Genomic DNA, 14,850 nt, shown 5'->3' with positions numbered 1-14,850 from the left:
AAGGGGTGGTCCTTACACGATCCGAACGCTCGCCCGCGACCCTTTTCCGCAGGTACACCCGCATTGGGGACGTCCCACCTCGCGCACCACGTGAATTGAGCCACTTCCCGGGCTCCCCAACGGCCACAAAATGGGCTTAACTTATGGACATGACCTCCCCGCGCAGTAGCTATGGCGGCGGCTACTACACCGCACCGTCCTACCCCGAAACACCGATCTACGACATGCTCGTCGCCGAGCGGGGCACGCCGCAGATCGCACCCATCAGGGTCCCCGCCGAGTACCAGCCCGGTGGTTCGGGACTCAATTCCGCACCCTCCGCATCCGGCTCCAACCTGCCCGCGCTGCCCGCCCTTCCGTCCGGCGGCCAGCAGCACACCCCGCCGCACGGGTACGCGGCCCCGCACCAGGGCCCCTCCGGTTATGCGCCGGCGCCGCAGCCGGCGGCACCGCAGCCGGCCCCGCTCCAGCAGGCGCCGCAGCCGTACATCCCGCAGCAGGCTCCCGCGCAGCGCGGCTATCAGGACCCGCGGCAGCAGCAACAGCCGCAGCAGCCACCGCAGATGCACCCGGTGGCGCCGAATCCCGCCGCTCCCCGGCCCCAGACGCCGCGCCCCGCGGCCCCGCGCCCCGCGCAGGGGATGTACGAGGATCCGTACGGCGGCCACCAGTACCCCGGCAGAGGCTATTGAGCCGCTGAGGCGGGAGCGCACGGCGCGTCGCCGAGTACCGGGAACGGGGGCCCGGTGCGCGGGATGCGCGTAAGGCGCGACAGCAGCACAAGGCGTGGTGGTAGGGCCCTGCTCCGGCGGGGCCTTTGTCGTACCGCCGGCCGGCCGTGGCCCGATGGGCCCCCGTGGGCTGGCTTGTCAGCGGGGCCCGATTGTCGGTGCCGGGTGGCAGGATGACCGGCATGACGACACCGAAGCTGACGGCGCTGCACATCTACCCGGTGAAGGCACTCGGCGGCACGGCTCCGGACGGCGCGGAGGTCCAGCCGTGGGGGCTGGCCGGTGACCGGCGCTGGCTGCTCGCCGAGCCGGGCGGCAAGCAGCTCACCCAGCGGGAGCTCCCCAGACTCGCGCTCGCCGCCGCCGACCCGCTGCCCGGCGGGGCGATACGCGTGACCGCGCCCGGAATGGACCCGCTGGAGGTCGCGGTGCCCGATGCCGCCGAGGGCACGGTCACCGTGGAGGTGTGGCGGGACAAGGTGGAGGCGGTCCCCGCGGCGGCCGGGGCGAGCGCCTGGTTCTCCGCGTATCTCGGCACCGAGGTGCGGCTGGTGCACCTGGACGCCCCGGAGCGCCGCCGCCCCATCGACCCGGGCTATGCGCACGAGGGCGAGACCGTCTCCTTCGCCGACGGCTTCCCGCTGCTGCTGACCACGGTGGCCTCGCTCAACGCGCTCAACTCCCTGATCGAGCAGGGCGATCACGCCGACGAGGGCCCGCTGCCGATGAACCGCTTCCGGCCCAGCGCGGTCGTGGACGGCACGGCGCCGTGGGCCGAGGACGAGTGGACCCGTGTGCGCATCGGCGAGGTGTCCTTCCGGGTGGTCAAGCCCTGCGGGCGCTGCGTGGTGACCACCACCGACCAGTCATCGGCCGAGCGCGGGAAGGAGCCGCTGCGCACCCTGGCCCGCCACCGTCGCTTCGGCGACCAGCTGGTGTTCGGCCAGAATCTGGTGCCGGAGCATACGGGCAGGGTGCGCAGCGGGGACTCGTTCGAGGTGCTGGCCTGAGCCCGCTCCCCGAGGAGTCGTCGGGGCGTTTCCGGCTTCCCCTGCCGGGCGGCGGCTCCCGTGCCGTACGGAAGTCGCCGTCCCGGGCGGAGGCCGGGCGCCCCCGCGGCCGCTAGTCCTCCAGCAGCCGCGAGCGGATCAGGAAGCGGACCCCTTCGGGCGCCTCCAGGGAGAAGCCGCTGCCGCGGCCCGGCACCACGTCCACCGTCAGATGCGTATGGCTCCAGTATTCGTACTGGCTCGACGACATCCAGAAGGGCACCGGTTCCGCGACGCCCGGGACGGCGAGCTCGCCGAGCAGCACGTCCGAGGCGCCCGTGCGGAACTCGCCGCGCTCGTAGCACATCGGTGAGCTGCCGTCGCAGCATCCGCCGGACTGGTGGAACATCAACGGGCCGTGCTTCTCCGTCAGTTGCCGCAGCAGCTCCTCAGCGGCGGGCGTGAAGGCGACCCGCTCCACCGCCGTGCCGCCCTCGGCGCCGTGTGCCGGGCCCGCCATCAGAACAGCCCGAGCTTCTTCGGCGAGTAGCTGACCAGCAGGTTCTTGGTCTGCTGGTAGTGGTCGAGCATCATCTTGTGGTTCTCCCTGCCGATGCCGGACTGCTTGTAGCCGCCGAATGCGGCGTGCGCCGGGTAGGCGTGGTAGCAGTTCGTCCACACCCGGCCCGCCTTGATCGCGCGGCCCGCGCGGTAGGCGAGGCCGCCGTCCCGCGTCCAGACGCCGGCGCCCAGCCCGTAGAGGGTGTCGTTGGCGGTCTCGATCGCGTCGTCGAAGCCCTCGAAGGAGGTCACCGAGACGACGGGACCGAAGATCTCCTCCTGGAAGACGCGCATCCTGTTCTCGCCCTCCAGGATGGTGGGCTGCACGTAGTAGCCGCCCTCCAGCTCGCCGCCGAGCTCGGCGCGCGCGCCGCCGGTGAGGGTCTTGGCGCCCTCCTGCCGGCCGATGTCCAGGTACGAAAGGATCTTCTCGAGCTGGTCGTTGGAGGCCTGCGCGCCCAGCATCGTGTCGGTGTCCAGCGGATGGCCCTGCACGATCTTCTTCGTGCGCTCGACGCCCGCGTCCAGGAAGTCGCGGTAGTGGCCGCGCTGGATCAGGGCGCGCGAGGGGCAGGTGCACACCTCGCCCTGGTTGAGCGCGAAGAGCGTGAAGCCCTCCAGCGCCTTGTCGTAGAAGTCGTCGCTGCCCGAGGACACGTCGTCGAAGAAGATGTTCGGGCTCTTGCCGCCGAGCTCCAGGGTGACGGGCTTCAGGTTCTCCGACGCGTACTGCATGATCAGGCGGCCGGTCGTGGTCTCCCCGGTGAAGGCCACCTTGGCCACCCGCGGGCTGCTGGCCAGGGGCTTGCCCGCCTCCGCGCCGAAGCCGTTGACGATGTTCACCACGCCGGGCGGCAGCAGGTCGGCGACCAGGCTCATCCAGAAGTGGATGGAGGCCGGGGTCTGTTCGGCGGGCTTGAGGACCGCGGCGTTGCCGGCGGCCAGCGCGGGCGCCAGCTTCCACGAGGCCATCAGGATCGGGAAGTTCCACGGGATGATCTGGGCGACCACGCCCAGCGGCTCGTGGAAGTGGTAGGCGACCGTGTCCTCGTCGATCTCCGAGAGCGAGCCCTCCTGGGAGCGGATCGCGCTCGCGAAGTACCGGAAGTGGTCGATCGCGAGGGGGATGTCAGCGGCCAGCGCCTCGCGCACCGGCTTGCCGTTCTCCCAGCTCTCCGCGACCGCGAGCGCCTCGAGGTTCTCCTCCATGCGGTCCGCGATGCGGCTGAGCACCTGGGCGCGCTCGGCGGCCGGCGTGCGCCCCCAGCCGTCGGCGGCGGAGTGCGCCGCGTCGATGGCGCGCTCCACGTCCTCGGCCGTGCCGCGGGCGATCTCGGTGAAGGACTGCCCGTTCACCGGGGTGGGGTTCTCGAAGTAGCCGCCCTGTTTGGGGGCGACATAGGTGCCGCCGATCCAGTGGTCGTACCGCGACTGGTAGGTCATGACGGCGCCGGAGGTTCCAGGTGCGGCGTAGCGGCTCATTCGGGTCGCCTCCCTCAAATCGACTGCGGCGGACGGTAGGCGCGGGGAGGTTGCCGGAACGTTGCGGAGCGCTCGGGCGGACGCGGCGCGCCCGCCGGGTGCCCCCTACAACACCCCGTACTCCTCCCGCAGTTCGCGGACCCTCGCGGTCAGGGTCGTGTGCAGGGGGTCGGTGGGCGTGCGGGTCTCCAGGAGCGTCTCCCACGCCTCCAGGTCGTTCTCGCCGTGCGGCCTGCGCACCCAGTTCTCCAGCAGCGAGGGGTCGCGGCGCGCCAGCAGGCGGCGGCGCAGCCGGTCCTCCAGCAGCCTGCGCAGCCGCAGCACGCCGGGCGCCTCGGACTGCGGCAGCAGCGGCCCGCGGTACGCGGCGAGCGCGGTCCCCAGATCGGAGGCGGCCAGCGCGTCGTGCACGGTGTCCGCGTCGGTGGCCAGGCGCTGGCGCAGCCGGTAGGGCCTGGACTGGAGCACGGGGCCCAGCAGGTGCCGCAGCCGGGACAGCTCGGCGCGCAGGGTGACCGGTGTGACCTCGCGTTCTCCGTACAGCTCGCAGGCCAGCCGCTCGCCGGTGAAGCCCTCGGGGTGCGCGGCGAGCAGCAGCAGGATCTCGCTGTGCCGCCGTCCCAGGCGCAGCGGCCGGCCCGTGCCGGTGTGCAGCACGGCCTCGTCCCGGCCCAGCGCCTCCAGGACGTACCGGCCCTGGCCGTCGCTCCTGGTCCCGCCGAGCGCGGCGAGCTGGGCCTCCGCTGCGCGCGCGGTGGCCTGCACGAGGGCGAGGCTCTGCGGGGAGGCCAGGTGGTTGCCGCCGGTGATGTCCACGGCGCCCAGCAGCCGCTGGGTCGAGGGGTCGTGCAGCGGGGCCGCCGCGCACGTCCACTCCTGCACGGGGCGGCTGTAGTGCTCGGCGGCGAAGATCTGCACGGCGTGGTCGACGGCGAGGGCGGTGCCCGGCGCGTTCGTGCCGGCCCGCCACTCGGCCCAGCTCGCGCCCGGCACGAAGTTCATGCCCTCGGCGCGGCGCAGCACCTGGGAGTTGCCCTCCACCCACAGCAGCCGCCCGTGCTCGTCGCACACCGACAGCAGGTGCGCGCCGTCGTCGGCGATGGTGCCCAGCAGGTCTCTGATCAGCGGCATGACGCGGGCGAGCGGGTGGCCGTCGCGCCAGTCGGCCAGGTCGCCGTCGGTGAGGTCGACGAAGGCCTCGCCGTCGGGCTCGACGGCGGCACCGGCGCAGCGCCGCCAGGAGTCGGCGACGACGTTGCGCACCGGCGCCCCGATGGGGCTGCCCGCGAGGAAGTCCTCGTGCGCGCGGCGTACTTCGCCGGCCCGCTGCACGGGGTCGGCGCCCGTCTCGAGAGCCAGCCATGGATTCAGCACATCCGACATCGTGCCGCGCACCCGCCCGCCGGACAACGCTCCGCACGCGGCCTGTCACCCTCGGCTCGCCGTACGCGCGGGTAGGGGCGCGCGCAGGCGCGGGCACGGCACTCCGGCAGCGCCCCGGCACACCGCCGCGCCCGTGCCACGTGTCAGCCGCGCCGCCGCTGGTACCCGGTCCGCATGCCGAACGACAGCCGTCCCTCGCCGACCGGAACGGCCCAGCGCCCGCCCGAGCGCCCTGCCGCCCTCGCCGAGGAGGAGACGCTCCAGCTCGACGCGCAGTGGCGCGCCCTCAACTACCTCGCCGCCTGCCAGCTCTACCTGCGCGACAACCCGCTGCTCAGCGAGCCCCTGCGGCCCGAGCACATCAAGCCGCGGCTGCTCGGGCACTGGGGCACCTGCCCCGCGCTCGGGCTCGTCTACACGCACCTCAACCGCGTGATCGGGGAACGGGACCTGGACGCGCTGTGCGTGTGGGGCCCGGGGCACGGCGCGCCCGCTGTGCTGGCCGGCGCCTGGCTGGAGGGCAGCCTCGGGGAGCTCGACCCGGACATGCCGCGGGACGCCGCCGGGATGCGGCGCCTCTTCCGCGACTTCTCGCAGCCGGGCGGCCTGCCCAGCCACACCGCCCCCGAGGTGCCGGGGGCCATTCAGGAGGGCGGCGAGCTGGGCTATTCGCTGGCGCACGCGTACGGGGCCGCCTTCGACAACCCGGAGCTGGTGGTGTGCGCCGTGGTCGGGGACGGCGAGGCGGAGACGGGGCCGCTGGCGACCTCGTGGCACGCGAACAAGTTCCTCGACCCGGTGCACGACGGCGCCGTGCTGCCGGTGCTCCAGCTCAACGGCTACAAGATCGCCAACCCGACGGTGCTCTCCCGCATCCCGCACGAGGAGCTCGACGCGCTGCTGCGCGGCTACGGTCACGAGCCGCTGTACGTGACGGCCGAGCCCGGCAGCGACCCGCTGGAGGTCCACCGCGCGATGGCCGCGGCCCTGGACACGGCCCTCGACAGGATCGCGGAGCACCAGCGCGCGGCCCGCGAGGACAGGGGCGAAGCACAGCGCGAAGGCCGGAACGAAAGGCAGGGCGAAGCCGGGAGCGGCGCCCTGAGCACGGACCGCCCCGCGTGGCCCATGATCGTCCTGCGTACCCCCAAGGGCTGGACGGGCCCGGAGAGCTGGGACGGCGAGCCGGTGGAGAACACCTGGCGCTCCCACCAGATCCCGCTGTCCGGTGTGCGCGAGGACCCGGAGCGGCTGCGGGCGCTGGAGCGGTGGCTGCGCTCGTACGCGCCGGAGGAGCTCTTCGACGGCGAGGGCCGCCCGGCCCCCCGTGTGCTGGAGCGGGTGCCCGGGGGCGACCGCAGGCTGGGCATGAACCCGCACGCCAACGGCGGCCGCCTGCTGCGCGCCCTGCCGCTGCCCGAGCTGGAGCCGTACGCGGTCCGGGTCGACCGGCACGGAGGGGACGCGCACGAACCCACCCGTGCGCTGGGCGGTTACCTGGGCGAGCTGCTCACGGCGACCGCCGGGCGGCGTGACTTCCGGCTCTTCGGCCCGGACGAGACGGACTCCAACCACCTCCAGGACGCGTACGGGGGCTCGCCGCGCGGCTGGCAGGACCGACTGCTGCCCACCGACCGGAACCTGGGCCGGCACGGCCGCGTGCTGGAGGTCCTCTCCGAGCACCTGTGCCAGGGCTGGCTCGAGGGGTACGTGCTGACCGGCAGGCGTGGGGTGTTCGCCACCTACGAGGCGTTCGCGCACCTCGTGGACAGCATGGCGTCACAGCACATCAAGTGGGTGCACAGCGCGCGGCAGGTGGACTGGCGGCGGCCCGTCGGGAGCTTCACCTACCTGTTGAGCTCGCACGCCTGGCGGCAGGACCACAACGGGTTCTCGCACCAGGACCCCGGCTTCATCGACCACGTGCTCAACAAGAGCCCCGAGGTGGTGCGGGTCGCGCTGCCGCCGGACACCAACACCCTGCTGTGCGCGGCGGATCACGCGCTGCGCACCGAGGACACCGTGAACGTGGTCGTGGCGGGCAAGCACCCGTGCCCGGACTGGCTGAGCCTGGAGGAGGCGCGGGCACACTGCGCGCGGGGGCTGGGCATCTGGGACTGGGCCGGCAGCGAGCAGCGGGACCGCGAGCCGGACGCCGTGCTGGCCTGCGCGGGCGACGTACCCACCCAGGAGGCGCTGGCCGCGGCCCAGTTGCTGCGCGAGCGGCTGCCGGAGCTGGCGGTGCGGGTGGTGAACGTGGTGGACCTGACGCGCATGATGCCGCCCTCCGCGCACCCGCACGGGCTGCCGGACGCGGCCTTCGACGCGGTCTTCACCCGGGACCGGCCGGTGATCTTCGCGTACCACGGCTATCCGTGGCTGATCCACCGGCTCGCCTACCGTCGCGCGGTGCACGACCGCCTCCACGTGCGCGGCTACCGCGAGATGGGCTCGACCACCACGCCGTTCGACATGGTGGTGCGCAACGACATGGACCGCTACCGGCTCGTGATGGACGTCATCGACCGCACGCCGCGGCTGGCGGTGCGGGCCGCCGGGGTGCGCCAGGCGATGGCCGACATGCGCACCCGGCACGAGCACTGGACCCGCGAAAACGGCACCGACCTCCCCGAGATCACCGACTGGGAGTGGGACCTCAAGTGACCGGGGGCCGCACATGAGGGGTCCTCACGTGCAGCGCGCGGCCCCGGCACGTGGGTGCCGGGGCCGCGGGGCGTGACGTGCCGTGCGGGTCAGACCTCGACGTCCTCCAGGATGCCGAGCGCGTCCGGCACCAGGACGGCGGCCGAGAAGTACGCGCTGACCAGGTACGAGATCAGGGCCTGCTCGTCGATGCCCATGAAGCGGACGTTCAGGCCCGGTTCGAGCTCGTCGGGGATGCCCGTCTGGTGCAGCCCGACCACGCCCTGGTCCTCCATCCCGAGGCGCATCGCCAGCACGCTGCTGGTGTTGTTCTCGCTGATCGGGATCTTGTTGCAGGGCAGCAGCGGGACGCCGCGCCAGGTGCGCACCCTGCTGCCCTGGAACTCGGTCTCCGGCGGGTAGATGCCGCGCGCGTTGCACTCCCGGCCGATCGCCGCGATGGTCCGCGGGTGGGCCAGCAGCACGCGGGTCTTGCGGCGCCGGGAGATCAGCTCGTCCAGGTCGTCCGGGCTCGGCGGCCCGGAGCGGGTGTGGATGCGCTGCTTGAGGTCGGCGTTGTTCAGCAGCCCGAACTCGCGGTTGTTGATCAGCTCTTGCTCCTGCCGCTCGCGCAGGGCCTCGACCGTGAGCCGCAACTGCTCCTGGGTCTGGTTCATCGGGTCGTTGTAGAGGTCGGCGACCCGGCTGTGCACCCGCAGCACGGTCTGGGCCACGCTCAGCGCGTACTCACGGGGCGTCGTCTCGTAGTCGACGAACGTGCCGGGCAGCAGCGGCTCGCCCTCGTGGCCCGAGGCGAGCTCGATCTCCGCCTCGCCGCGCCTGTTCTGCCGCGGGATGGCGCGCGAGAGGTACGCGTCGCGGTGCTGGCGCAGCGCCGGGGAGCGGTCCGCCACCTCGCCGAACGCGCCGGCGGGCAGGGCCAGCACGGTGCACTTCGTGACCGCGCGCAGCGACAGGCCCCACTCCCCCGGGTCGGGCGTGAGGGCCTGCTCGCCGGTGTGGTCGCCGTCGATGAGGCCGCCGAGGTCGGACTCGGCGTCGTACCGCCCCGCGCCGAGCTTGCGCACCTTGCCGTGCGCGATCAGCAGCAGCTCGTCGGCGGGGGCGCCGCGCTCGACGATCGTGTCGCCCGCCGCGTACTCGCGCTGCTCGAAGCGTCCCGCCAGCGCGGACAGCGCCTCCTGGTCCTCCAGGCCGCGCAGCAGCGGGATCTCGCGCAGCTCGGCGGGGATGACGCTGACCTCGGCGCCGGTCGAGGTGAACTCGATGCGGCCGTCGCCGAGGGTGTGGGTGAGCCGCCGGTTCACCCGGAACGTGCCGCCCGAGGTCTCCGTCCAGGGCAGCACCCGCAGCAGCCAGCGGGTGGAGATGCCCTGCATCTGCGGCGGGGTCTTGGTGGTGGTCGTGAGCTGGCGCGCCGCCCCGGTGGTCAGGCTGAGGTGCTGCGCCTCCTGCTCGCCGGTGATCGGTTCAGTGGTCATCGGGCGTGGGCCTTCCGGTCGTTGGGCTCGGCGGGATGTGCGGGGGCGGGGTGTGCGGGGGCGAGGTGTACGAAGGCGGGGTGTACGGGGCGGAGTTCAGCGTCCGGGCCGTGTGCGGAGCGTGAGCCCGGAGTGGTGCGAGGTTCCTGCAAGGGGCCGTGCTCACCGCCCCGTCTCGACGTCCTCGAGGATTCCCAGCGCATCGGGCACGAGCACCGCGGTCGAGTAATAGGAGCTCACCAGATAGGAAATGATGGCCTGTTCGCTGATTCCCATGAAGCGGACCGAGACGCCCGGCTGAATTTCATCGGGAATTCCCGTCTGGTGCAGCGCGACAACGCCCTGCGCCTTCTGGCCCGTACGCATGGCGATAACCGAGCTGGTGCCGTCGGGGCGCACCGGGATCTTGTCGCAGGGCAGGATCGGCACGCCGCGCCAGGAGGGCACCGACTGGCCGTCGAAGTCGGCGCTCGCGGGATACACCCCGCGGGCCGAGGCCTCCCGCCCGATCGCGGCGATGGCGCGCGGGTGGGCGAGGATGACGCTGGGGTCCTTCCACACGGTGCCCAGCAGCTCGTCCAGGTCGTCGGGCGTGGGCGGGCCCGAGCGGGTGTGGATGCGCTGCTTCAGGCTCGCGTTGTTGAGGAGCCCGAAGTCCCGGTTGTTGACCATCTCGTGCTCCTGGCGCTCGCGCAGGGCCTCGACGGTCAGCCGGAGCTGCTCCTGGGTCTGGTTCATCGGCTCGTTGTAGAGGTCGGCGACCCGGGTGTGGATGCGCAGCACGGTCTGGGCCACGCTCAACTCGTACTCGCGCGGCCTGAGTTCGTAGTCCACGAAGGTGCCGGGCAGCCGGGGCTCGCCCACGTGGCCCGAGGCCAGGCCGATCTCCGCCTCGCCGTCGGCGGTGTGCGGGGCCGCGCCGTCCTGCGGGGCCGCCAGGTGGTCCCGCAGGCTCTGCGACCCGGCCAGCACCTCCTCCACGTCCCGCTTGGCGAGGGTGAGCACGGTGCCGCTGGTCAGCGAGGTGAGGCTGAAGCCCCAGGTGCCGGGCTCGCCCTGGAAGAGCGCCGCGCCCTCGTGGTCCCCCTCGGCGATCACGCCGAGGTCGGTGTCCTCGTCGTACCGCCCAGGGCCCGTCTTGCGCAGCTTCCCGTGCGCGACCAGGACCAGCCTGTCGGCCGGCGACCCCGCCTCGATCAGGCTCTCGCCGGGCCCGAAGTCCCGCTGCTCGCACCGCGAGGCGAGGGCCTGCAGGACCTCCTGGTCGCGGTAGCCGCGCAGCGGCGCGACCTCCGTCAGCTCCAGCGGGATCACCCGCACCTCGGCGCCCGTCGAGGTGAACTCCACCCGTCCGTCGCCGAGGGTGTGGGTCAGCCGCCGGTTCACCCGGAACGTGCCGCCCGGCACGTCCACCCAGGGCAGCACCCGCAGCAGCCAGCGCGAGGTGATCCCCTGCATCTGCGGCGGGGTCTTGGTGGTGGTCGTGAGATTGCGCGCCGCGGCCGTACCGAGACTCAGTGGATTCTGCTGACTCGATTCCTCCGCGGGGCGGCTTTCGGAATTCGGGTCCGTCGCAGTCGTCATGTATCCCGCCCATCGCGATCAACTTGCCTGCGCCCGCGGGGAATTGCGAGCACCGGGCCCGAAGTTAGCCCCGCTATAGGATCATCGGCAATCACACGAAAGAGCGGGCGCTTAGAGGATTGTCGGCGGTTTACGCCGGGTAGCTGCTGCAACCCGCCCGGTATTCCGCCACGGAGGGTGAACACGACTCGGGCGCCATGACCCTCCGTGACCCGCCGCATACGGAGGCGCACACCCGGTGCACGGTCGCACGGCGGCAGCACACCGCGGTGCACCGCTCGCGCACCGCGGGCCCGGCGCCGTGTGCCGCGCGGGCGCCCGGTAAAATCGCGGGGTCACGCGGGGGGAGCCGGCGGGGGACCGAGGGCCGGGCCACGGAGGCGGGGGCCCGGCACTGCGCGGGTCCAGGTGATTTCGCTCTCTTCACGTCCCTCACGTGCATGTACCGCACGGTTCGAGGTACTTCGGACGGGGAGAAGGGGGTGAGTGTCCGTGCGTTCCCTTGTCGGTGTGTGGCGCTGGCGCAGCAATCCGCTCTGCCGCCGCACCGACCGCCGTGAGGCGTGGCTGGCGCTCTGGGTGGCGGTGCTGATCGCCGTCTGCGCGCCGCTGGCCGGATGGCTCGGCGCCCAGGCCGCTCATGGTTCGCTGCACAGGGCTGCGGTGCGGCAGCAGCAGGAGCGGCACCCGGTGTGGGCCGTCGCCAAGGACTACGTGAACAGGCCCCCCTCCGACACCGACCCGGAATCCGCCGCCGACCCCCAGAACCGCCGCCTGGTCCTCGCCCAGTGGACGGGTCCCGAGGGCCACCGGCACACCCGCGCCGTGGACGCGGTGCGCGGCGTGCAGCCCGGTGAGCGCTTCAAGCTGTGGACCGACGACAAGGGGCGGCTGACCGCGCGCCCGATGAGCGAGCAGGCCGCGGCCTCGCACGCGGCGCTGGCCGGCCTCGCCGCGGCCGCCGGCGCGGCCGGGCTGCTGGAGGCGGGGCGCCGGATCACGATGCACCAGCTCATGCGGCGGCGCTTCGCGCGCTGGGAAGCGGAATGGCAGCGCAACGGGCCGGACTGGGGCAGGACGCTGCTCTGAGACGGGACCGCGCGCCGGCTCCGTGAGCGGCTCCCCGAGCGGCTCCACGGGAGGGCGCCCCGACCCCGTACGAGACCCCGTACGGCACCTCCGGAACAAAAGCCGCAGCCCCTGGCGGAACGGGAGTTGGGCGGAACGGGGGCGGCCATACCCCCTCGCCCCACACGCTACGGTGGAACACCGGCGCGGCAGTGCGACAAGCAGACACAAGCCGACGCGCCTTCCGTACGTACGAGGTTGGGGCACGACACTCCATGGCACAGGGCTCGGTCCAGGTGACGCACTCCGGCACGTCGCGGTGGCGGCGACGCACAGGTGAGTACGCCACCCTCACGGCGGCCCTCGCGGCCGCCACGGACGGGGACGTGCTCACCGTCGCCCCCGGCACCTATCGCGAGAACGTGGTCATCGACCGCACCGTCACCGTGCGCGGCCCCGAGCGCGCCTCAGCGGGCCAGGTCCGCATCGCGCCGCCCGAGGGCGTCCCGCTCACCGTCCGCTCCTCCGTCCTCGTGCAGGACCTCCAGATCGAGGGGCAGGACGCGGCGTCGCCCGCGGTGCTCGTGGAGGACTGCGCGCCCGAGCTCAACGCGCTGCGGGTGATGACGCGTTCGGCCGCGGGCATCGAGGTGCGCGGGGGCGCGCGGCCCACCGCCAAGCGCTGCGTGGTGGACAACCCCTCCGGGCTCGGCATCAGCGTCACCGGACGCGCGGGCGGCGTCTACGAGGAGTGCGAGATCGTCGCCGCCGGCCAGTCCGGCATCGCCGTGCGCGACGGCGCGCACCCGCGCCTGGAGAACTGCCGCATCCACCACGCCTCGGGCGCCGGCATCTCGCTGCACGGCGAGGGCAGCGGCGCCGAGGCGGTGGGCTGCGAGGTGTACGAGATCAAGGGCAGCGGCGTGCGCGTGACCTCGCGCGCCTCCGCGCAGCTCACCGGATGTCAGGTGCACCGCACCACGGCCGACGGCGTGACCCTGGACTCCGACGCGGTGCTGACCCTCGCGGACTGCGACATCCACAGCATCCCGGAGAACGCCGTGGACATGCGCTCGCGTTCGGTGCTCACGCTCACCCGCTCCACGGTGCGCCGCTTCGGGCGCAACGGCCTGTCGGTGTGGGACCCGGGCACCCGCGTGGACGCCAACGGCTGCGAGATCCACGAGAGCACGGGCGACTACCCCGCGGTGTGGGTCAGCGACGGCGCGACCGCCGTGCTGGACTCGTGCCGCGTGCACACCGTCCCCGACGCGCTGTTCGTCCTGGACCGCGGCTCGCGCGCCGACGTGGTGGACACCGACCTCACGCAGGTGCGCGGCACCGCCGTGTCGGTGAGCGACGGCGCGACGGTGCAGCTCGACGACTGCCGGATGAGCGAGGTGACCACGGCCGCGTGGTTCCGCGACCACGGCACCGGCGGCACCCTCGCCAACTGCACCGTGGAGGACGCGGCGACCGGCTTCATCGTGACCAAGGGCGCCGACCCCACGATGGAGCGCTGCACCGTCAACTCCCCCACGGACGCCGGGTTCTACGTGTCGGCCGAGGGGCGCGGCACCTTCCACGGCTGCCGGGTGACCGGCTCGCGCGGCTACGGCTTCCACGTGATCGACGGCTGCCGTACGACGCTGCGCCGCTGCCGCACGGAGCGCTGCGCGCGGGGCGGGTTCGAGTTCGCCGAGGAGGGTCCCATGGTCGAGGACTGCACGAGCGACCAGAGCGCCGCCGTACCGACGCCTTCCTCGGCGCCGTCCCCGGCGCCGGGCACCGGGCCTCCGGCTCCCGCGCCCGCACCGGCACATGACCGCGGCGCCGCACCCCGTACGGCCGGCGGCGCGGGCGGCACCACGGGGCTGCTCACCGCGCAGGAGAACGTGCCCACCACGCGGCAGGCGATCCCCGCGCCGCCCGACCGCGCCGCGATAGCGGCGGACGGCGGCGCGCGGGACGACGGCTCGGGCCGCCCCGCGCACCAGGTCCTCGGCGAACTCGACGCGCTGGTCGGCCTGGAGGGCGTGAAGCGCGAGGTGCGGGCCCTGACCGACATGATCGAGGTGGGGCGCAGGCGCCAGCAGGCGGGCCTCAAGGCGGCCTCGGCGCGCCGCCACCTGGTCTTCACCGGCTCCCCCGGCACCGGCAAGACGACGGTGGCCAGGCTGTACGGGGAGGTGCTGCGCTCCCTCGGGGTGCTCCAGCGCGGCCACCTGGTGGAGGTCTCCCGCGTCGACCTGGTCGGCGAGCACATCGGCTCGACGGCGATCCGCACCCAGGAGGCCTTCGACCGGGCGCGCGGCGGGCTGCTCTTCATCGACGAGGCGTACGCGCTCTCGCCCGAGGACGCCGGGCGCGACTTCGGCCGGGAGGCCATCGACACGCTGGTGAAGCTCATGGAGGACCACCGCGACGAGGTCGTGGTGATCGCCGCGGGGTACACGGCCGAGATGGAGCGCTTCCTGGACGCCAACCCCGGCGTCGCCTCCCGCTTCTCGCGCACCATCACCTTCGGCGACTACGCGCCGGAGGAGCTGCTGGAGATCGTCGAGCAGCAGGCGGAGGAGCACGAGTACCGCATCGGCGACCGTGCCTCCGAGGCGCTGCTGAAGTTCTTCACCGCGCTGCCCAAGGGCCCCTCGTTCGGCAACGGGCGCACCGCGCGGCAGACCTTCGAGGCGATGGTGGAACGGCACGCGGGCCGGGTGGCCCAGCTCTCCGACCCCGACACGGAGGCACTGACGCTGCTGTACGCGGAGGACCTGCCGGAACTCCCGTAGGGCTCCGCGCGTGTGCACGGGCCGCGCTGTGACCGCCGGCCCGTTCCGCTCGGCTTCCTTTCCGCTGCGGCGGTGCCGAGGGTTGCGTTGCGCTCAGCGGGGTGCGGACTCCGCA

The 14,850-nt window shown here is 73.2% G+C and carries 10 protein-coding genes; 5 read left to right on the top strand and 5 right to left on the bottom strand.

What is annotated here, in order from left to right:
- The first annotated feature begins 149 nt into the window (after nucleotides 1–149).
- Nucleotides 150–692, top strand: a complete 543-nt coding sequence (locus ABEE00_RS09835) for a DUF6643 family protein (protein WP_345744917.1) — start codon at nucleotides 150–152, stop codon at nucleotides 690–692.
- A 221-nt stretch (nucleotides 693–913) separates the two neighbouring features.
- Nucleotides 914–1,741, top strand: a complete 828-nt coding sequence (locus ABEE00_RS09830) for an MOSC domain-containing protein (protein WP_345744916.1) — start codon at nucleotides 914–916, stop codon at nucleotides 1,739–1,741.
- A gap of 112 nt (nucleotides 1,742–1,853) precedes the next feature.
- Here ABEE00_RS09830 and ABEE00_RS09825 read toward each other — a convergent pair whose 3' ends face one another.
- The 3 genes from ABEE00_RS09825 to ABEE00_RS09815 form a co-directional block, all read right to left on the bottom strand.
- A complete protein-coding gene (locus tag ABEE00_RS09825) occupies nucleotides 1,854–2,240 on the bottom strand; it encodes a DUF779 domain-containing protein (protein ID WP_345744915.1) in 387 nt (128 codons plus the stop codon).
- Nucleotides 2,240–3,763, bottom strand: a complete 1,524-nt coding sequence (gene exaC / locus ABEE00_RS09820) for an acetaldehyde dehydrogenase ExaC (protein ID WP_345744914.1) — start codon at nucleotides 3,761–3,763, stop codon at nucleotides 2,240–2,242. Before exaC ends, ABEE00_RS09825 begins: the two co-directional genes overlap by 1 nt.
- A 105-nt stretch (nucleotides 3,764–3,868) precedes the next feature.
- Entirely contained in the window at nucleotides 3,869–5,146 is a 1,278-nt protein-coding gene (locus ABEE00_RS09815) for a helix-turn-helix domain-containing protein (protein ID WP_451918528.1), read from the bottom strand.
- Nucleotides 5,147–5,320: 174 nt separating this feature from the next.
- On the opposite strand from ABEE00_RS09815, the gene ABEE00_RS09810 reads away from it, so the two are divergent.
- Nucleotides 5,321–7,810 (top strand): phosphoketolase family protein, encoded by a 2,490-nt coding sequence (locus ABEE00_RS09810; RefSeq protein WP_345744913.1) that lies wholly within the window; start codon nucleotides 5,321–5,323, stop codon nucleotides 7,808–7,810.
- A gap of 89 nt (nucleotides 7,811–7,899) precedes the next feature.
- Here the strand turns inward: ABEE00_RS09810 and ABEE00_RS09805 are convergent, their stop codons facing one another.
- Nucleotides 7,900–9,291 (bottom strand): family 2B encapsulin nanocompartment shell protein, encoded by a 1,392-nt coding sequence (locus tag ABEE00_RS09805; protein ID WP_345744912.1) that lies wholly within the window; start codon nucleotides 9,289–9,291, stop codon nucleotides 7,900–7,902.
- 162 nt (nucleotides 9,292–9,453) lie between these two features.
- A complete protein-coding gene (locus ABEE00_RS09800; protein WP_345744911.1) occupies nucleotides 9,454–10,875 on the bottom strand; it encodes a family 2B encapsulin nanocompartment shell protein in 1,422 nt (473 codons plus the stop codon).
- A gap of 492 nt (nucleotides 10,876–11,367) precedes the next feature.
- Between ABEE00_RS09800 and ABEE00_RS09795 the strand changes: the two genes are divergently transcribed.
- Nucleotides 11,368–11,964, top strand: coding sequence for an Rv1733c family protein (locus ABEE00_RS09795; protein WP_345744910.1), 597 nt, complete (start codon nucleotides 11,368–11,370; stop codon nucleotides 11,962–11,964).
- Nucleotides 11,965–12,218: 254 nt separating this feature from the next.
- Nucleotides 12,219–14,735 carry a right-handed parallel beta-helix repeat-containing protein gene (locus ABEE00_RS09790; RefSeq protein WP_345744909.1) on the top strand — a complete coding sequence of 839 codons (2,517 nt, stop codon included), beginning with the start codon at nucleotides 12,219–12,221 and terminating at the stop codon, nucleotides 14,733–14,735.
- The last annotated feature ends 115 nt before the right edge of the window (nucleotides 14,736–14,850 follow it).

Source organism: Streptomyces odontomachicola (assembly GCF_039605595.1).
Lineage (GTDB): Bacteria > Actinomycetota > Actinomycetes > Streptomycetales > Streptomycetaceae > Streptomyces.
Note: the sequence above shows the minus strand (reverse complement) of the source record. Positions and strands in the feature narration are given on the sequence as shown.